Raw genomic sequence first — 18293 nt, forward strand, 5'->3', positions numbered from 1 at the left:
CCATTTATGCGCGTAATCTGTGTGGTGTGAAATTTACAACTTAGGCGTTGATGCTGTTCACGAGCTTGGCAAGACCGGACTTGCGGTTGGAAGCCTGGTTCTTGTGGATAACATGCTTGGCGGCAGCCATGTCGAGACGCTTGGTGACGGTCTTGAGGGCAGCCTGGGCCTTCTCGGCGTCGCCCTCGGCGACGGCGGACTGGACGTGCTTGGTCAGCGTCTTGAGCTCGGACTTGACAGCCTTGTTACGCATGCGAGCTGCCTCATTGGTGCGGATACGCTTCTTCTGAGACTTGATGTTTGCCACTTCTGGAGTTCCTTTCGAGTTCCTTGCAAAAAATGTATGACACCTCTGAGACACGGTGAGGTCATGCAAGCGCCTACTATAGCACGCTCCCCCTCAAAGGGATAGAACGAATTTGTCAAATAGGCAGGTATCATCACGATTTTCTCAAGATGTTCGTAATCCAGAGCAAAAGCGCGGTCTGAGAATCGGCCGAACCCTTGAGCGCGAGCTCCACATCGACGGCACCCTCGAGCGCAGCGACGAGCTCTGCCATCGAAAAGCGGCGAGCCCAGGTCAGGTGATTCTTGACCTGCCAGGACTGGAGCTTGAGCGTTGCGGCCAGCTCGCGACCCTGCCCACGCGCGTCGAGCGCCTTGGCGACGATAAGCTCGCGAATGCGACCGCACAGCAATGTGTAAGTCCACACGTAGCTCTTGGAGGGCAGGAGCTTAAAGAGCTCGAGCGAACGCCGCATATCGCGAGCCGAGACGGCGTTGAGGAAGTCCCAGGGTTGGACCTCGGCCGTACGTACAATCCAGCGCTCAACATCGGCAAGTTCAATCTGGGGCGACTCGACCATCTGGGCAAGCTTAGCCAAGTCGTTATCGAGCATGCGCGTGTTTTCGCCCGAACGCGAGACGAGCTCCTCGGCGGCCGCCGTCGAAATCGACTTGCCGTGCTGCGTCGCCATCTGCTGCACACGGCGCGGCAGTTCCCAGCGCTTGGTACCCGAGCAATCGACGATAGCCTTCTTGTCGATCTTGGCGATTGCCTTATACAGGCGCGTATTCTTGGCAAGTGAGTCGGCGATGATGAGGCAGACCGTTGTTGGGCTGGGACTCGCCAGATACCCAACGAGCGGCTCCGAGACCGCCTTGGCGAGCTTTGAGCAGCCATCGAGGATTACCAGACGAAACTCGCTGCCCATCGGAAAGGTGTTAAGCGATCCGATAATGGACTCGATATCGGGGTCCTTGGTCATGTCTCGCTCGTCGAGGTTGAACTCGACCATACCCGATTTTTCCAGACGCGCTTTCATACGCGAGACGGCGTGGTCGCGCTTAACTCCGTCGGTACCGACGATCAGATATGCCGGCAGCAAACCGGTTTCGGACATTGCGCTCCCCTCCCGCAGGCCTTCGTATTCGTTCCGTGCCATTTTAGCCCAGGGGCCCACCACACGCCAACGACGTCGTCACGGTCGCTGGCATCGCATCGCAAAGCCATTCGCAGTCGGTGTGACGGTAATGTCGCCGTGTTCGATGGTACACGCGAACACACCACCCGCTTCCTTAACGGCATCGATGCAGGCATCGGACGGATGGCCGTATCGATTCCCCTCACCGGCGCTTGCGAGGGAAAGCTCGGGCTTCAGGACGTCCAGCAACTTGCCATCGACTGAAACCTTGGAGCCGTGATGCCCGAGTTTAAGGACATCGATATCCCCCACCTCCTGCACGAATTCCCGCTCTTGGTCGAGCTCGGCATCACCGGTGAGAAGTATTCGCAGGCCCTTGCCCTCCTGAACATAAGAGAGCAGCAGGACAAGCGAGTCCTCATTTCCCTCGCCATCCACGAACTCGAATGGCCACATCACGCGAGCGCAAAATGAGCCGATGTCGACCGTATCCCCACGGCGCACCTGCCGATACTCCACGCCAGGTCGGTTCAATACCTCGGCAGGAGCATCCTCCAGCGCATCCGCCGCCACGGCAATCGTTCCGACCGAAAACTGTTCGAGCACGGCAGGCAAACCACCCCAGTGGTCCTCATCCCAATGCGTCACAAAAACGGCATCGATATGGTGCACGTTATTGCGAACCAACGCCGCAACCACACGCTCGTCGAGCCCGCAGTCGACAAGTGCAACTGCGCCGCCTTGGCGGATAAGAATCGCATCGGCCTGGCCCACATCGAGCACCGTCACCGAAGGCGGAGCGAATCGATCCCAATAGACGTACGGAATCGCAGCCAAGAGCATCAGGCATGCAAGCCCCACCGCCATAGGACGTGCACGGGGACGCGGCCACCAGACCAGCAGAACCGCCAGAAAACACGGCACTAGGTAAATCCACATGCTATCGGGCGGCACGCTCACGTATGCACCTGGCACGGCGGCAAACAGCTGCTCGAAGAACAGCGCGCAACGGGCGGCAATCATGGGCACAACGAGCGCCCAAGTCCGCAACGGTCCCACGAGCGAAAAGGGAGCCAGCACGATCGACACAGCGAGCAGTACGCTCACCACCGGACCGATGACCGCATTTGCCAACGGAGCAATGAGCGAGAATGTACCGAAGGCAGGAATGGTAATGGGAAGTGTCGCCAGTTGTGAGCACAGCGTGACGGAAAGCACGCTGGCAACGCCTGATGGCACACCTAGCTCACCCAAAGCGTAGGTCGCATAGGGACAAAAGCACAGAATGGCTAAGACGCTGGCACACGAGAGTTGAAAGCCCATCTCGAACAGCACCGTCGGCCGCAGTAGCACAAAGATGGACATGGTTACGAAGAGTGCCGATGCGCCGTGCCGACGACGCCCCGCGCCGTTTACGACAAGCGTCACGAACACCATGCAGCACGCACGCACGGCCGAGGGAGACGCGCCCGTAAAGGCAGCATAGCCCACAAGCGTTATCGCCAATATCGCCCGCTGAAGACCACGTGAGCACCGAGTCTTTTGCAATACACCCTCGATTACAAACCCCACGATAGCCAAATGGCTGCCCGAGACGGCGATAAGATGTGCCGTTCCCGTCACAGAAAACCAGTCGCCCGCCGGCTGGGCGCGCAGCTCGGCCGAACGACCGCAGACGACACCGGCTATGAGCGCACGCGCCGGGTCGGTCGCAGGCGCGATGGACGCAAGCAGCCCATTTCGCAGCCGAAGCAGCGGCCCCGGAGAACCCTCATCGACCGATAAAATCCGAACGGCTTTAACCTTGCGCACCTCGCCTCGGAGCACGCGCGATCGTCCATATGCGTCGTTCTCAAAACGCGAAACGCGACCGATAACACGCATGTGCGCCCCGACCTTGAGCTCACGATCACACGATAGGCGAACCGTTGCCAAGTTCTTACCGTCCGCGCGTGCCTCGCAGGTATAGGAATACACGCCGTCGTTTATGGATGGATCACCCTGCACGACAAACTCGAGGCCGCTTGCCGCTCGACCGTCGAGCGCCCTCGAGGCGCTTAGCGCACCCACAGCCCACCACGCCGAGACGACCGCTCCCGCCACGAGACCGACGGACGCGGCATACAGCCACCGCTTCAAAGGGGCAAGCCTCGCACAAGAGTGAGCCAGCACAACGAAAACCGCTGCCGCAACGGGAATGGCCCATAGCGGCCCGACCGCCGTCGCCCGCTCCCTCAGCAGCGCATCAGCGGCTATGCTGAGCACCAAGGCGCAGCTCACGCACATGCCGGCACACAGGGCCATCGTCCACGGAATCAGGGGCCGCGGAGGCATCACGTGCTCTCGCTCGGTCGCATTCATACGCAGATGCAATCTTTGATTTTGGCAAGCTTCTTTTCGCCGATTCCCGACACGCGCATCAGATCGTCAACCGAAGCAAAAGCACCGTTCTTTGTCCGCTCATCGATAATCGACTGTGCCATTGAGGGACCGATTCCCGAGAGCGTCTGCAGCTCTGCCGAGCTTGCCGTATTAATGTTTACTAGGCCTGTTGCGCCACCGACGCCTGATGATGCGGAAGTCCCACCATCAACACCAGCTTCCGCAATGGACGCCTGCTGCTCCCCTACCGTTGGAACGTGAATCTTCTGTCCATCGACGACCTTAGATGCACGATTAAGCCCCGTAACGTCTGCTTCGGGCGCCAGCCCGCCGGCGGCATCAATCGCCTGAGCCACCCGCGCCCCGTCTTTGAGGCGATATACACCGGGTGACACCACGGCGCCATCAACATCGACATAGACCTCTGCCGCGGCAGACGCCTTAGGCGAAGAGCCTTCGGATGTCTTTCCGCTCGAGGCATCGCCGGATCCCGGCTCCACTAACGAGCCCGAACCATCAGTACGCTCAAACGACACGCCGCCGGCACCGCCGCCAAGGTTCGCCATTGCCAGTCCACTCGACATCGCAATGACGACCAGTATCGCCATCACCACTGCCTTATGACCGAGCAGTTTTCCCGCCCAGCGGTCCATCTTTTTGACTCGTTCGTGTTGTTCGCGCTGCGCCATAGCAAAACCTCCCAACACCATCGTGTCAGGAAAGGAGCTCCGCAACAGCCACGCCCCAAAACCGGTTTTCGAGGTCAAACCAAAAGCTGACCAAAACCTTGCGAAATAATGTCCATTTATTCAGACATACGTCAGCAAATGAACACTTAGCCGCAAAATACCCAGATACCAAAAGACCGACGATACAGGCGCATCGTCGGTCTATACACAAATTTACTCGTGATCTTGGTAAATCTCACGCGGAGCAAGCTCCGAATGTTTGCGTTTTAAGGTCTTAGGGGCCTTATACGTGTTGCTCTCGAAGTCGATGTACTCGGTCTGCTTGAGCAGGCGCTCGATCATCTCCTCATGATCGAACAACTCCCAGGCCTCATGTACGGCATCGAGTTTAGCGTGCGTCTCGGGACGGCGCGGCATAAACAACGTGCAGCAGTCGGGAGCGGCCTCAGTCGAGATATCGAACGTACCGATCTCCTCGGCACGCGCGATGATCTCCTGCTTGTCCGAACCGATGAGAGGACGGAACACGGGAATCTTCACGGCCTCGTTGACGGCCATGATGTTCTCAAGCGTTTGGGAGGCAACCTGCCCAAGCGATTCGCCCGTAACGATGGCCTTGGCGCCCTCGATGTGCGCAATGCGCTCGGCAACCGAATACATAATGCGACGATACATGATCACACGCAGGTTGCTGGGGCAGGTGACCGAAATCTCACGCTGGCAGTCGCCAAACGGAACCACGTACAGACGACCGATCTGGACACCCGGCTCAAGCGCACGGATGATGTCCTGCACCAAATACTCACTCGTATCGGGCGTCTGCGGACGACCGGAGAAATGTACCGGCACGCAAACCGCGCCGCGACGCGCGAGCATCCAGGTCGCCACCGGAGAATCGATACCCGACGACAGCAGCGTCACGACCTTGCCGGCAGAACCCACCGGCAGACCGCCCACGCCGCGCTCGGAGCGCGCATACACGTAGACGCTACCCTGGACCACCAATACGTGCACCATAGCGTCAGGATCGTGCATCTGGACCTTTTTATCAGGAAACGCCTCACACAGCACCTCGCCCACCTGACGATTGATATCGATCGAGGTGAGCTCATAGTCAGTATTGGAGCGCTTGGCGTGCACCTTAAACGAATCGAAGGAACCAAACTCGCGCAGCGCCTTCACGGCGGCGGCGCAGTACTCCTGCGGGTCGCGGTTGGTGTGATACGCCAAAGACACACGAGCAACGCCGGGGACGGTGCGGATGACACGCGCCGCCTCGTCGGCCTGATGCTCGTTAAAGGTCACGAGGATATAACCGGAAATTCGAGACACGGCGTTCACGGAAAAGGCGGCCAAGGCCGCCTTAATGTTATCCATGAGGATATGCTCAAAATGTGCGCGGTTCTTGCCCTTCAGTCCAACCTCGTGATAGTGGACTAGGCAGACGCGAGCCGCCATTTAGGCTTCAGCAACCTTGTGGCCGAGCGCCTTCTCGTAACGGGCCTCGTCGTAAGAGATGTCGCCGTCGACAATCTCGTCCATAGCCATCGAGATGGTATCGGCACCGGAAAGCCCGATGGTGATGTCATCGACATCCTGGACGGCAAGCACGCGGTTGTGCTGGCCACGCAGCATGCTATTGATGTCGCAGGCGCGCTTGGAGGCAAGCGAAGCGAGCAGGAAGCGGTTGTGATCGGTCTTCTCCAGAAGATCGTCAATGCAAGGCTTTACAACGGACACGGACCTCAGATCCTTTCATGCATATCGAGAACGCGAACGAGCTCATCGGTCGCGCGGTCGAGATCGTCATTCACCACGACGTCGTCGTAGCGGTCGGCAAGGGCAAGCTCATCGGCGGCGTTTGCCATACGCAGCTCAATCGTCTCGGGCGTCTCGGTACCGCGACCGACTAGACGCTCGCGGAGCACCTCAAGCGAAGGCGGCTTGATAAAGATCAGCACGGCCTCGGGGAAACGCTCCTTCACCTGCAGGGCGCCCTGGACATCGATCTCCAAAATCAGAGACGAGCCCGAGGCGAGCTTGGATGTGACCTCGCTCACCAACGTGCCGTAGCAGTTACCGTGGACCTCGGCCCACTCAACAAACTCACCGTTTGCCACGCGGCGGTCGAACTCCTCACGCGTCAGAAAAAAGTAGTTGACGCCGTCGACCTCACCTTTGCGTGGTGCTCGCGTGGTAGCCGAAACCGTCAGACCCAGGTTCGAGCGGCGCTCGCGCACACGAGTGACGAGCGTACCCTTGCCTGCGCCTGACGGTCCAGAAATCACAAAGAGCTTGGAATCCTGAGCGCTCACTTATTTGGTCAGCTGCTCGAGGAGCTGCTCGCGCTGACGGACACCGAGGCCCTGGACGCGACGAGTAGCGGAGATACCGAGCTCCTCCATGATCTTGGCGGCCTTGGCCTTGCCATAACCGGGGAGAGACTCGATGAGGGTGGAAACCTTCATGCGGGAAGCGATGGGGTCATCGGAGTTGAGCACGGACTCGAGGGACTTCTCGCCCTTCTTGATCTGCTCGCGAAGCTCAGCGCGGGCGTGACGTGCGGCAGCAGCCTTCTCAAGAGCCTGCTTGCGCTGCTCGTCGGTAAGCTGAGGGAGTGCCATTCGTACCTCCAAATAGTTGGGTTATATCTGATTCAATAATTGGCATTTTAGCACGTAGAACGTACAAAATGCCTAATCGCGGCTCCATAGGTTAGACGATACCCGCAAAAAGTGCAATATACTGCGCCCAAAGTTAAGCCCCTGACCTGCGATTCCACACAAAGGATGGGAAAGTTTACGCAGGCACAGGGGCTATTTTGTGCTAATGAGACCCAAAAGTGGTGACTTAGGGGAATCTTTTACGCGACGTTTTCGACCAGCTCGGCGACGATGGCGTCAAAGGCGGCAACCGGATCGTCGGCACCGGTGATGGGACGGCCCACCACAATGTGGCTTGCGCCACGCTCGATAGCCTGGGAAGGCGTCGCCACTCGGGACTGGTCACCAAGGGCGGCACCCACCGGACGCACACCCGGAGTTACGATCAGGGCATCAGGACCCAGCAGCTCACGCATGTCATGAGCCTCCATCGGTGAGCACACGATGCCATCGATGCCGTTGGCCTGAGCAAGCTTTGCCAAGCGGGCGGCCTCCTCGGCCACGGGCGACTCGACGCCGATCTCGCTCAAGGCATCCTGATTCATGCTCGTGAGCACGGTGATGGCGACGAGTTTGGCGCGGTCCTCACGCGCCTCCTCGGCACCCTCGCGGCAGGCAGCGAGCATAGCACCCGAGCCCAGGCCGTGGACCGAAAGCAGGTCGGCACCGGCAAGCGAGGCCGAGCGGGCAGCGCCGCGCACCTGATGCGGAATGTCATGGAACTTAAGGTCGAGGAAGACCTTAAAGCCAAGGTCCTTAAAGGTCTTGACGATCTGGGGACCCTCAGCGTAATAGAGCGTCATGCCGACCTTGAGCCAGGCGGCATGGCCCGAAAGCTCGTGGGCGAGCTCGAGCGCGCGCTCACGGTCGCAGTCGAGGGCGACGATAACACGGTCGCGGGCATCATTCTCTAGCATTCGAAAGCACCCACCAGCTCGTTGATGTCCTTTACGCCCTGGGACTCGGCCCAGGCCTCGAGCTCATGCGCGATCTTAAGCGAAGCACACGGATCGACGAAGTTGGCCATGCCGACCGACACGCAGGTGGCGCCGGCCAGGATAAACTCAGCCGCATCCTCGCCAGTCATGACACCGCCGACACCGTTGATGGGGATATCGACGGCCTGGGCAACCTCCCAGACCATGCGCACGGCGATGTGGTGGCAAAGCGGGCCAGAAAGGCCGCCCTTGGGCTTGGCCACGCGGGACTTGCGGGTATGAACATCGATGGCCATGCCTTGGATGGAGTTAATGACCGAAAGGCCGTCGGCTCCCGCGGCCTCGAGAGCCTTGGCAATCTCGGCGACGTTAACCGGAGCCATCTTGACGAACAGCGGCTTATCGGTCACCTTACGGCAGGCGGCCATGACGGAAGAGGCGCCCTCGGGCGTAGAGCCCATGGCGGCACCGCCGGCGGCGATGTTGGGGCAGCTCACGTTGATCTCGTAGCCGGCAGCCCAGGGGCATAGCTCGACATACATCTCGAGCGCGCGCACAAACTCATCAACGGAGTGCCCGGCAACCTGGCAAATGACCTGGCAACCGTCCTTGGACAGCTGCTCGAGCCACGGGCCGGACTCACGGGCAAAGGCGGCGACACCGGGGTTCTGCAGGCCCACGGAGTTGATCATACCGCCAGGAATCTCGGCCATGCGGGGCGCAGGGTTGCCCGGCCAAGGCTCAGCGGCACAACCCTTGGTGGTAATGGCGCCCAGCTGGGAAACATCAAAGAAGTTCTGGAACTGCCAACCGTAGCCAAAGGTACCGGCTGCGGTGTTAATGGGGTTCTGCATCTTGACGCCGCCGAAATCGACGGCCATGTTCACGGTACCCACTAGAAGACCACCACCTTGGAAGCATCGAACACGGGGCCGCACATACAAGCACCCTTCATACCGTCGACCGTCTCGACATTGCAGGTGTTGCAGGCGCCAAAGCCACAGCTCATCATGCGCTCGAGCGACACCTCGCAGTACACACCGGCCTCGGCGGCAGCGGCGGCGACCTTCTTCATCATGACGGCGGGGCCGCAGCTGGCGACGTAGTCGTAGCCGCCCTCTCCAAGCAGCTCGGCTGCCGGATCGGTGCAAAAACCGTGCGTGCCGAGCGAACCGTCGTCGGTGCACACGTTAACCGTGGCGCCCAGCGCACGGAACTCATCGACACCCACGACTTTGGAAGCGGTGCCGAAGCCCAGGCACACGTCCACATCAACACCCTGCTCGGCAAGCATGCCGGCAAGACACAGCACAGGCGGAACGCCGATGCCACCGGCGACGAGCAGTGCCTTCCTGGTGCCCTCGGGTACCATCCATCCACGACCACCGGGGCCCAACAGGTTAGAGGTGGAGCCAGGGCCCATCTGGGACAAACGGCGGGTATCGTCGCCCACGACGGCGTACCACAGCTCGACGGTGCCGGCCTCGGCGTCGGCGCGATAGAAGCTCAGGGGCACGCGAAGCAGCGAGGAAGCATCGCCCGGCACGGCGATATTCACGAACTGACCGGGCTTGAGCGCACTTGCAAGCTTGGGGGCCGAGATAACGAGCGAGAAGATGCCGTCGGCGATCTCCTGGTTCGAGACGACCTCGAAGTCGTGCATGCGTGCAGTGGAAGGTGTGGGCATAGACGCTCCAATCCCCCATGCGGTTGCATGGTTCAGGCGAACAGAAAGCGCGGCACCGCAAGGGCGCCGCGCACAAAAGCGATAAGGCTATGCTAGCAGATGCAGCCGTCGGCAAGCGTCTGCTTACCGCCGACAAACACATCGGTGGCACGACCGGTGAGCGTGCGGCCGGCAAAACCGGAGTTCTCGGCACGCGACTCGTAACCGTCCTCGCCGACCGTCCAGGTAGCAGCGGGATCGAACACGGTCAGGTCGGCAACGGAGCCCGCCTTGACTTGAACCTGGTCCAGACCCAAGATCTCACGCGGCTTGATGGCCATGAGCTCGACCATGCGGCCCATGCTCATCTTGCCCGTGTTGACCAGCTCGGTGAGCACAAGCGACAGCGAAGTCTCGAGGCCGATCATGCCAAAGGGCGCAAGCTCGAACTCGCGGGCCTTCTCCCACGGAGTATGGGGAGCGTGGTCGGTGACGATGGCGTCGACGGTGCCGTCGATGACGCCCTTACGGATAGCCTCGGCGTCCTCCTCGGTACGCAGCGGCGGATTGACCTTGAGCGAGGTGTTGTAGGTCTCGTCCAGGTCGTTCTCGGTCAGGAACATGTGGTGCGGGGTGGCCTCGCAGGTGACCTGCACGCCAGCGGCCTTACCGGCACGCACGAGCTCCAGGCCATGGGCGGTGGAGATATGCTGGATGTGCAACTTGGCACCGGTCAGCTTGGCGATCTCGATATCGCGAGCGATCTGCAGCTCCTCGCCTGCCGCCGGCCAGCCCTCGAGGGCCAGACGGGTAGAGACCTTGCCCTCGTTGATCTGACCGTGACCGACCAGGTCCTCGTCCTGGCAATGGCTCATAAAGACCTTGCCGAACATCTTGCCGTAGTCCATGCAGCGACGGAGCATGCCCGCACCCTGCACGCCGCGACCGTCGTCGGTGAAGGCGACGGCGCCGTGGGCAACCATATCGCCCATCTCGGACATAGCCTCGCCCTTAAGACCGCGGGTCATGGCGCCAGAAGGATAGACGCGGCAGTGGCCGACCTCGGCGGCGCGGGACTTGACGAACTCAACGACGGTACCGTTATCGGTAACGGGGTCGGTGTTGGGCATGGCGCACACGCCGGTGAAGCCGCCCTTGGCAGCAGCGCGGGTGCCGCTCTCGATGTCCTCTTTGACCTCGTAGCCAGGCTCGCGAAGGTGAACGTGCATATCCACCAGGCCGGGGACGAGGTACTTGCCGGAAAGGTCGCGGACCTCGGCTCCCTCGACGGCGAGATTCTCGCCGACCTCGGCGATCTTATCGCCGTCAATCAGGACGTCAACGACACCGTCAAGCTCGACGGACGGGTCGACGACGTGGGCATTCTTAAGAAGCAAGGCCATTATCGGCACCTCCAAGCAGCAGATACAGGATAGCCATACGCACGCAGATACCGGCGTAGACCTGCTCCAGGATGACGGAGCGTTGCGGGTGGTCGGCCATATAGGAGTCGAACTCGACGCCGCGGTTGATGGGGCCCGGGTGGCAGATAATCGCATCGGGCTTCATGAGCTTCTCGCGGTCCTTGGTCAGACCGAAGAGCTTGTGGTACTCACGAATCGTGGGGAACGGTGCGCCCTCGAGGCGCTCCTGCTGCACGCGCAACATGTAGACGACGTCCAGCTCGGGCAGGACGGAATCGAGGTCGCTCGTCACGTGGTCGCAGCCCAGGACCTCGGGCGCCGGCGGCAGCAGCGTGCCGGGGGCGACGGCGTAGGTCTCGCAGCCCATGATCTTAAGTGCGGGGATCAGCGAGCCGCACACGCGGGAGTGCGCGATATCGCCGACGACGGCGACCTTCAGGCCGTGGAAGTCACCCTTGTGCTCCCAGATGGTGTACAGGTCGAGCAGGGCCTGCGTGGGATGGTTGTGCTTGCCGTCGCCGGCGCAGATAACGCTCGCGGGCGAGTTCTGCGTGACGATGTAGGGAGCACCGGCGTGCTTATCGCGCACGACGATGCAGTCGATCTTGTAGGCGTTGAGGGTCTCGACGGTGTCGACGAGGCTCTCACCCTTGACCGTGGAGGTCGAGGAGCCGCCAAAGTTGAGGCTGTCGGCCGAAAGACGCTTCTCGGCGAGTTCGAAGGAGCTGCGGGTGCGCGTCGAGGGCTCGTTGAACATGTTGACGATGGTCTTGCCCTTGAGCGTGGGGACCTTCTTGATCGCACGCTCGTTGACCTCGGAGAACGCCTTGGCGGTCTCGAGGATGAGCTTGATGTCCTCTTCGGAGTACTCGGTAATGTCGATCAGGTGCTTATGGTTGAACGCCACGGTACTACTCACCTCCCAGCGGCGCGGAGCCCACGTGGGAACCCGGCGCGACGTCGTTAATCTCGACAGCGGTGCGGCCGTCTACTTCCTTCATATATAGGTGCACGTTCTCCTCATGCGACGAGGGAACGTTCTTGCCGACAAAGTCCGGCGAGATGGGGAGCTCACGGTGACCGCGGTCAACGAGAACTGCCAGCTCGATGCGGCTCGGACGGCCCAGGTCCATAACGGCGTCCAGAGCGGCGCGGATAGTACGGCCCGTATACAGGATGTCGTCCACCAGCACGACGCGCTTGCCGTCGACGCTGAAGGGAATGTTGGTAGCGTGGATCGCGGGAGCGAAATTGGTCGCATAGTCATCGCGGTAGAAGCTGATATCCAGGCTGCCGAGCGGAACGTCGACGCCCTCGATCTCCTTGATCTCCTCGGCGAGCTTCTTTGCCAGAAGGTCGCCGCGCGTGACGATGCCGACCAGAGCGAGGTCTTCACAGCCCTCGTTGCGCTCGAGGATCTCGTGCGCGATGCGGGTCATCGCTCGATTGACGGCGGTCTCGTCCATGATGACCGCCTTGGGGGAAGTCGTGCCCATCGATCTCCTTCCTCACATGTCTTGACTGCTGACACAGTCAAAAAAATAGATGCCCGACCGCTTAAAGCGGACCAGACACCCACAGGAAGGGCTGCTCTTTGGCAGCTATGTAATTCCATGTGGGTATCTCGTACCCCTTTAATGGTCAAGGGATAGTGTAGCCAACCTCGAGCTTAATTGCGAGCATAAATACAGAACAATCCGTAAACGGAGCCCAATGCTCCATAAACCTATATATATTTGTGGGACGAGCTTGAAAACGCACGCACGAGCTGGCATAATCCCCTCTGCTGCACGCAAATCGGATCTACGTCCAGGGCCGTGGCGTGAGCACTATCGCCAAAAGAGGAATATCTCTGTGTAGATTACGCACAGGGAGCTGCTTCTGTGCTATAGTTCAGGCTTGTTTGTTAACGCGACATGTTCGTTTGTCGCCCAAGGAGGGTCAGTTATGTCCAAAGTTTGCGAAGTTTGCGGTAAGCACCCCGTTGCCGGTCGCTCCATCAGCCACTCTCACCGCGTCACCAACCGTAAGTTCCGCCCCAACATCCAGCGCGTCTACGTCGTTGTCGATGGTCACCGTCGCAAGATGAACGTTTGCTCCACCTGCCTCAAGTCTGGCAAGGTTGCGCGCTCCTAAATAAGGTCTTACCAACAAGTACCTCGGACTCTCCGGGTCAAAGACCTCGCGTTCACATAGAACTTACCAAAGGCGTTCTCCCCTACGGAGGGCGCCTTTTTTTGCGCTCATTGGGGACAGACTTACATGAGTGTTTGCACTTTTCAAAGGGATCATAGCCCCACTCATTGGGGACACACTTAGATGAGTGTTTTCACGCATTGGGGACAGACATGACGCACGCATGCGGCGTCCCGATAGGCTCCGGCCCCTATCTCACGCTGCATCCTTCCAGCCTGCAGTAGCCTTGGTCACGCTTGTGGCGCCGATACCGGTGATACGGGCAATTTGCTTGACCGTGAGATGTGCCCGCCTGAGCCTCAGCAGGCAGGCATCGCGTTCGGGGCGTGGCAGGGCCTTGAGCAACGCAGGATCTATGCTCGTCAGGACTTCGCGCGCAACGAAAAGGGCCTCCTCATCGGGGATCCGCCGGCGCGGAAGAACCTCCACTGACCAGATGCGCCCGGCAACTTTCTTGAGATGCTCGCAATAGCGACGGGAGCCTCCGACAACATCAAGCATAGGGGCCGCATCACAGATGTCAAAGGGATCATAGCCCAGCTGATACGCCTTATAGCTTGACCAGCGGTACGCCTCGAGCGAGTCAAGCGCACCCTTCACGGGATTGAGATGAATATAGTCGAGCAGCTGCACTGCCTGCGTGTCCGACTCAACCGCGACCCGCGAATAGCGATTGTCAAATAGATGGCCCGTTCTTCCCGTTTTCCCATTGAAATACTTGGCATACGCCGTCAGCGCGCACTGCATTGCCTTTGAAAGGTTGTCATATGGGTCATCAACCATCAAATGGAAGTGGTTGTCCATAAGACACCAGGCCAACACCGCCACGTCATGGCACGCAAACCTGTCCGATATGTCCGATAGGAAACGATAGCGGTCGGAATCATCTTCAAAAATGATCTGTTTGGAGTTACCGCGGTCAAAGACGTGGTAATAGCCGGTGAGCGAAATTTCGCGGGCGCATCGGGGCATGGTCTCTCCTTTCAAAGCCGTACAGGCAACACCTAAAAGGAGAGAAGGAACGCGAAATGCTGAGCCTGTGACCTATTTATATCCAATCAGCAACAAAAACAGGCCCAAAACGACAAAATCGCAAATCGATGTCTGTCCCAAATGAGTGAAACCACTCATGTAAGTCTGTCCCCAATGAGCGGGGCGATGCACTGGCAGATAGTTTTAGTTAAAACGCTTCAGTTTATTGAAGCGTTTTAGTATGCCTTTTACGGGAATCTTGCCGTTCGCCGAATAATTTCTTGCTATCATGCAAGTCGTAGGGTAAATCTCCGATCGCAAGGAGACACAAATGGTGAAAAAGTCACCGGAAAACACTACTCCCGCAATTGTGGACAACGTAGAGGCGCTTGAGGCTAAGCTCGCTCAGATGCGAGAGGCCCAGGCGCTTTTTGCTACGTACACGCAGGAGCAGGTCGACAAGATCTTCTATGAGGCCGCCATGGCCGCCAACAAGGCTCGTATCCCGTTGGCGAAGATGGCCATCGAGGAGACCGGCCGCGGCGTTCTTGAGGACAAGGTCATCAAGAACCACTACGCCGCAGAGTACATCTACAACGCTTACAAGAACACCAAGACCTGTGGCGTTCTGGAGCGCGACGAGGCTTACGGCATCACCAAGATCGCCGAGCCCATCGGCATCGTGGGCGCCGTCATCCCGACGACCAACCCCACCTCCACCGCGATCTTCAAGACGCTGATCAGCCTGAAGACCCGCAACGGCATCATCATCTCCCCGCACCCGGCAGCCGCCAAGTGCACCATCGCCGCCGCCAAGCTCGTGCTTGACGCCGCCGTCAAGGCCGGCGCCCCCGAGGGCATCATCGGCTGGGTCGATGTCCCCTCCATCGAGCTGACCAACATGGTCATGCGCGACGTCGACATCATCCTCGCCACCGGTGGCCCGGGCATGGTCAAGGCCGCCTACTCCTCGGGCAAGCCCGCCCTGGGCGTTGGCGCCGGTAACACCCCGGTCATCATCGACGACACCGCCGACGTGCTGCTCGCCGTCAACTCCATCATCCACTCCAAGACCTTCGACAACGGCATGATCTGCGCTTCCGAGCAGTCCGTGACCGTCATCGACACCATCTATGACCAGGTCAAAGCCGAGTTCCAGAAGCGCGGCTGCTACTTCGTCAAGCAGGGTGCCGAGATGGAGGCCCTGCGTGCCGCCATGTTCAAGAACGGCGCTCTCGATCACCGCATTCCCGGCATGGCTGCCGCCAAGATCGCCGAGCTCGCCGGCATCGAGGTTCCTGCCAAGACCAAGATCCTGATCGCCGAGGTCACCTCCACCGACCCCGCCAAGGAGGAGTTCTCCCACGAGAAGCTCTCCCCGGTCCTGGCCATGTATCACGCCAAGGACTTCCAGGAGGCCGTCGACAAGGCCGAGCACCTGGTGCTCGCCGGTGGCCCGGGCCACACCGCCTCTCTGTACGTGCACCCCGCCCAGGCCGAGAAGATCAGCCTGTTCGAGCACGTCATGAAGGCCTGCCGTATCGTCATCAACACCCCGTCCTCGCACGGCGGCATCGGTGATCTGTACAACTTTGGCATGAAGCCGTCTCTGACCCTGGGCTGCGGCTCCTGGGGCGGCAACTCCGTCTCCGAGAACGTTGGGGTGAAGCACTTGATCAACGTTAAGACTGTGGCCGAGCGCCGTGAGAACATGCTGTGGTTCCGCGCTCCCGAGAAGGTCTACTTCAAGAAGGGTTCCACGCCCGTCGCCCTCGACGAGCTTGGCAACGTCATGGGCAAGAAGCGCGCCTTCATCGTCACCGACCAGTTCCTCTTCAAGAATGGCAACACCCGCGCCATCGAGGCCAAGCTCGACGAGATGGGCATCGCCCACGACTGCTTCTACGACGTCGAGCCCGATCCGTCGCTGCAGTGCGCACGTCGCGGCGCCAAGCAGATGGCTCTCTTTGAGCCGGACGTCATCATCGCCGTCGGCGGTGGCTCCGCTATGGACGCCGGCAAGATCATGTGGATGATGTACGAGCACCCCGAGTGCAAGTTTGAGGACATGGCCATGGACTTCATGGACATCCGCAAGCGTATCTTCACTTTCCCCGAGATGGGCAAGAAGGCCTACTTCGTCGCCGTCCCGACCTCTTCGGGTACCGGCTCCGAGTGCACGCCGTTCGCCATCATCACCGACAAGGAGACCGGCATCAAGTGGCCGCTCGCCGACTACGCGCTGCTCCCCAACATGGCTATCGTCGACGCCGACAACTGCATGACCGCCCCGCGCGGCCTGACCGCTGCCTCCGGCATCGACGTCATGACCCACGCCATCGAGTCCTACGTCTCCATCATGGCTTCCGACTACACCAAGGGCCTCTCCGAGCGCGCTGCTAAGCTCGTCTTCGAGAACCTGCCCTCCAGCTTCACGAACGGCGCCAAGGACCCGCATGCCCGCGAGGAGATGCACAACGCCTCTTGCATGGCCGGTATGGCCTTCGCCAACGCCTTCCTGGGCCTCAACCACTCCATGGCTCACAAGCTCGGCGCCTTCCATCACCTGCCTCACGGCCTCGCCAACGCCGTCATCCTGACCCGCGTTATGCGCTACAACGCCGCCGAGGCTCCCGTCAAGATGGGTACCTTCTCCCAGTATCCTTACCCCAACGCGCTGCACAACTACGCCGAGATGGCCAAGTACTGCGGCATCGAGGGCAAGGACGACAAGGAGGTCTTCGAGAACTTCATCACGAAGCTCGAGGAACTCAAGGACTTCATCGGCGTCAAGAAGACCATCGCCGACTACGGTGTTGACGAGCAGTACTTCCTCGACACCCTCGACGAGATGACCGAGCAGGCATTCAACGACCAGTGCACCGGCGCAAACCCGCGCTACCCGCTCATGAGCGAGATCAAGGAGCTCTACCTGGACGCCTACTACGGCCGCGAGCCTCAGGACTACGCCGTCTGCTAGTTTTAGCACGGTTTTTAACGGCAGGGGTGCACGGGTGTTTCACACACCCCCGCCGTCGCTTCTATCGCATCGTTGAAAGGATGCAACCATGCTGCTACCCGATTCCAAGACCGAGCTCGTCCGCCGTGGCAACAAGGTCGTTTACGACCTGGGCGACAAGATCGTCAAGGTCTTTAACGAGACCAAGCCTGTCTCCGACGTGTTCAACGAGGCTTTGAATCTTGCCCGCATCAATGAGTGCGGCATCCGCAGCCCCAAGGCTCTCGAGGTTTCCCAGCTCGAGAACGCCAACGGCTGGGCGCTCGTGACCGAGAAGGTTCCGGGCACCACCCTTGCCGAGAAGATGACTGCTGAGCCCCAGCGCTTTGGTGAGTATCTCGAGATGTTCGTCGACCTCCAGATCGAGATCCACGGCTATACCTCCCCGCTGCTCAACCGTCAGCGCGACAAGTTCGCCCGCATGATCGACAGCCTTGATCAGCTCAATGCCACCACGCGCTACAACCTTCAGGAGCGTCTGGACGGCATGACCAAGGAGTTCAAGGTCTGCCACGGCGACTTCAACCCCTCCAACGTCATCGTCGGCGACGACGGCCAGCTCTATGTGTGCGACTGGGCACACGCCACCCAGGGCTCCCCTGCTGCCGACGTTGCCACCACCTACCTGCTCTTCGCCCTCAACAGCAAGGACCAGGCTGAGGCCTACTTGGAGCTCTACTGCGACCGCGCCGACATGCCCATGCAGGTCGTGCGTCAGTGGACGAGCATCGTCGCCGCTTCCGAGCTCGCTCGTAAGCGCAACGTGAACGATGAGTTCCTGAAGAACTGGATCGACGTCGTCGATTATCAGTAATATCTGAGCGATTTATTTCGCATCGGAGGCACAAGAAAACCCCGCAGCTCATATGAACTGCCTCCCATTTCTTGGACACAAGAATGGGAGGCTTTTTTATGGCTGG

At 59.9% G+C, this 18293-nt stretch carries 18 protein-coding genes; 3 read left to right on the top strand and 15 right to left on the bottom strand.

Annotated elements, in window-relative coordinates; all coding sequences use genetic code 11:
* Window positions 1–40: 40 nt before the first annotated feature.
* The 14 genes from rpsT to pyrR form a co-directional block, all read right to left on the bottom strand.
* Entirely contained in the window at window positions 41–307 is a 267-nt protein-coding gene (gene rpsT, locus DW645_RS08235) for a 30S ribosomal protein S20 (RefSeq protein WP_022094714.1), read from the bottom strand.
* Window positions 308–440: 133 nt separating this feature from the next.
* Window positions 441–1403, bottom strand: coding sequence for a DNA polymerase III subunit delta (gene holA, locus DW645_RS08240; RefSeq protein ID WP_118227219.1), 963 nt, complete (start codon window positions 1401–1403; stop codon window positions 441–443).
* A gap of 78 nt (window positions 1404–1481) precedes the next feature.
* Entirely contained in the window at window positions 1482–3785 is a 2304-nt protein-coding gene (locus DW645_RS08245) for a DNA internalization-related competence protein ComEC/Rec2 (protein WP_118227220.1), read from the bottom strand.
* Complete coding sequence (locus DW645_RS08250; protein ID WP_158568708.1) at window positions 3782–4495, bottom strand: helix-hairpin-helix domain-containing protein; 714 nt, start codon at window positions 4493–4495, stop codon at window positions 3782–3784. Before DW645_RS08250 ends, DW645_RS08245 begins: the two co-directional genes overlap by 4 nt.
* Before the next feature lie 213 nt (window positions 4496–4708).
* Entirely contained in the window at window positions 4709–5953 is a 1245-nt protein-coding gene (gene thiI / locus DW645_RS08255) for a tRNA uracil 4-sulfurtransferase ThiI (protein ID WP_006235944.1), read from the bottom strand.
* Window positions 5954–6235 (bottom strand): DNA-directed RNA polymerase subunit omega, encoded by a 282-nt coding sequence (locus DW645_RS08260; RefSeq protein ID WP_035138532.1) that lies wholly within the window; start codon window positions 6233–6235, stop codon window positions 5954–5956.
* Between the two features lie 5 nt (window positions 6236–6240).
* Window positions 6241–6810 carry a guanylate kinase gene (gene gmk / locus DW645_RS08265; protein WP_099431806.1) on the bottom strand — a complete coding sequence of 190 codons (570 nt, stop codon included), beginning with the start codon at window positions 6808–6810 and terminating at the stop codon, window positions 6241–6243.
* Window positions 6811–7119: an integration host factor, actinobacterial type gene (gene mihF, locus DW645_RS08270; protein WP_006236130.1), complete on the bottom strand. Its 309-nt coding sequence runs from the start codon at window positions 7117–7119 to the stop codon at window positions 6811–6813.
* Between the two features lie 239 nt (window positions 7120–7358).
* Window positions 7359–8075: an orotidine-5'-phosphate decarboxylase gene (pyrF, locus tag DW645_RS08275; protein WP_117564271.1), complete on the bottom strand. Its 717-nt coding sequence runs from the start codon at window positions 8073–8075 to the stop codon at window positions 7359–7361.
* On the bottom strand, window positions 8069–8977 hold the full coding sequence (locus DW645_RS08280; RefSeq protein WP_006236128.1) for a dihydroorotate dehydrogenase: 909 nt from the start codon (window positions 8975–8977) through the stop codon (window positions 8069–8071). The genes pyrF and DW645_RS08280 overlap by 7 nt, the downstream gene beginning before the upstream one ends.
* A 14-nt stretch (window positions 8978–8991) precedes the next feature.
* A complete protein-coding gene (locus tag DW645_RS08285) occupies window positions 8992–9759 on the bottom strand; it encodes a dihydroorotate dehydrogenase electron transfer subunit (RefSeq protein WP_118094258.1) in 768 nt (255 codons plus the stop codon).
* Window positions 9760–9875: 116 nt separating this feature from the next.
* Window positions 9876–11165, bottom strand: coding sequence for a dihydroorotase (locus tag DW645_RS08290; protein ID WP_118227222.1), 1290 nt, complete (start codon window positions 11163–11165; stop codon window positions 9876–9878).
* Entirely contained in the window at window positions 11149–12093 is a 945-nt protein-coding gene (locus DW645_RS08295) for an aspartate carbamoyltransferase catalytic subunit (RefSeq protein ID WP_035138537.1), read from the bottom strand. The genes DW645_RS08290 and DW645_RS08295 overlap by 17 nt, the downstream gene beginning before the upstream one ends.
* A 4-nt stretch (window positions 12094–12097) precedes the next feature.
* Window positions 12098–12682, bottom strand: a complete 585-nt coding sequence (gene pyrR, locus DW645_RS08300; RefSeq protein ID WP_117654814.1) for a bifunctional pyr operon transcriptional regulator/uracil phosphoribosyltransferase PyrR — start codon at window positions 12680–12682, stop codon at window positions 12098–12100.
* 451 nt (window positions 12683–13133) lie between these two features.
* On the opposite strand from pyrR, the gene rpmB reads away from it, so the two are divergent.
* On the top strand, window positions 13134–13322 hold the full coding sequence (gene rpmB / locus DW645_RS08305) for a 50S ribosomal protein L28 (RefSeq protein WP_022094725.1): 189 nt from the start codon (window positions 13134–13136) through the stop codon (window positions 13320–13322).
* Between the two features lie 255 nt (window positions 13323–13577).
* Here rpmB and DW645_RS08310 read toward each other — a convergent pair whose 3' ends face one another.
* Window positions 13578–14354 carry a transposase gene (locus tag DW645_RS08310; protein WP_117564268.1) on the bottom strand — a complete coding sequence of 259 codons (777 nt, stop codon included), beginning with the start codon at window positions 14352–14354 and terminating at the stop codon, window positions 13578–13580.
* A 331-nt stretch (window positions 14355–14685) separates the two neighbouring features.
* Here DW645_RS08310 and adhE point away from each other — a divergent pair, with 331 nt between their 5' ends.
* Together adhE and DW645_RS08320 are read left to right on the top strand one after the other, a co-directional pair.
* A complete protein-coding gene (adhE, locus tag DW645_RS08315; protein ID WP_118227223.1) occupies window positions 14686–17334 on the top strand; it encodes a bifunctional acetaldehyde-CoA/alcohol dehydrogenase in 2649 nt (882 codons plus the stop codon).
* An 88-nt stretch (window positions 17335–17422) separates the two neighbouring features.
* A complete protein-coding gene (locus tag DW645_RS08320) occupies window positions 17423–18187 on the top strand; it encodes an aminoglycoside phosphotransferase family protein (protein WP_006236119.1) in 765 nt (254 codons plus the stop codon).
* The last annotated feature ends 106 nt before the right edge of the window (window positions 18188–18293 follow it).

The organism is Collinsella sp. AM23-17, from assembly GCF_003470945.1.
Classification (GTDB): domain Bacteria; phylum Actinomycetota; class Coriobacteriia; order Coriobacteriales; family Coriobacteriaceae; genus Collinsella; species Collinsella aerofaciens_O.

Coding starts and splice junctions, on each gene's coding strand:
- holA (WP_118227219.1), bottom strand. CDS start 1,403: ATGTCCGAAACCGGTTTGCTGCCGGCATATCTGATCGTCGGTACCGAC.
- DW645_RS08245 (WP_118227220.1), bottom strand. CDS start 3,785: ATGAATGCGACCGAGCGAGAGCACGTGATGCCTCCGCGGCCCCTGATT.
- DW645_RS08250 (WP_158568708.1), bottom strand. CDS start 4,495: ATGGCGCAGCGCGAACAACACGAACGAGTCAAAAAGATGGACCGCTGG.
- thiI (WP_006235944.1), bottom strand. CDS start 5,953: ATGGCGGCTCGCGTCTGCCTAGTCCACTATCACGAGGTTGGACTGAAG.
- mihF (WP_006236130.1), bottom strand. CDS start 7,119: ATGGCACTCCCTCAGCTTACCGACGAGCAGCGCAAGCAGGCTCTTGAG.
- pyrF (WP_117564271.1), bottom strand. CDS start 8,075: ATGCTAGAGAATGATGCCCGCGACCGTGTTATCGTCGCCCTCGACTGC.
- DW645_RS08280 (WP_006236128.1), bottom strand. CDS start 8,977: ATGGCCGTCGATTTCGGCGGCGTCAAGATGCAGAACCCCATTAACACC.
- DW645_RS08285 (WP_118094258.1), bottom strand. CDS start 9,759: ATGCACGACTTCGAGGTCGTCTCGAACCAGGAGATCGCCGACGGCATC.
- DW645_RS08290 (WP_118227222.1), bottom strand. CDS start 11,165: ATGGCCTTGCTTCTTAAGAATGCCCACGTCGTCGACCCGTCCGTCGAG.
- pyrR (WP_117654814.1), bottom strand. CDS start 12,682: ATGGGCACGACTTCCCCCAAGGCGGTCATCATGGACGAGACCGCCGTC.
- rpmB (WP_022094725.1), top strand. CDS start 13,134: ATGTCCAAAGTTTGCGAAGTTTGCGGTAAGCACCCCGTTGCCGGTCGC.
- DW645_RS08310 (WP_117564268.1), bottom strand. CDS start 14,354: ATGCCCCGATGCGCCCGCGAAATTTCGCTCACCGGCTATTACCACGTC.
- adhE (WP_118227223.1), top strand. CDS start 14,686: ATGGTGAAAAAGTCACCGGAAAACACTACTCCCGCAATTGTGGACAAC.
- DW645_RS08320 (WP_006236119.1), top strand. CDS start 17,423: ATGCTGCTACCCGATTCCAAGACCGAGCTCGTCCGCCGTGGCAACAAG.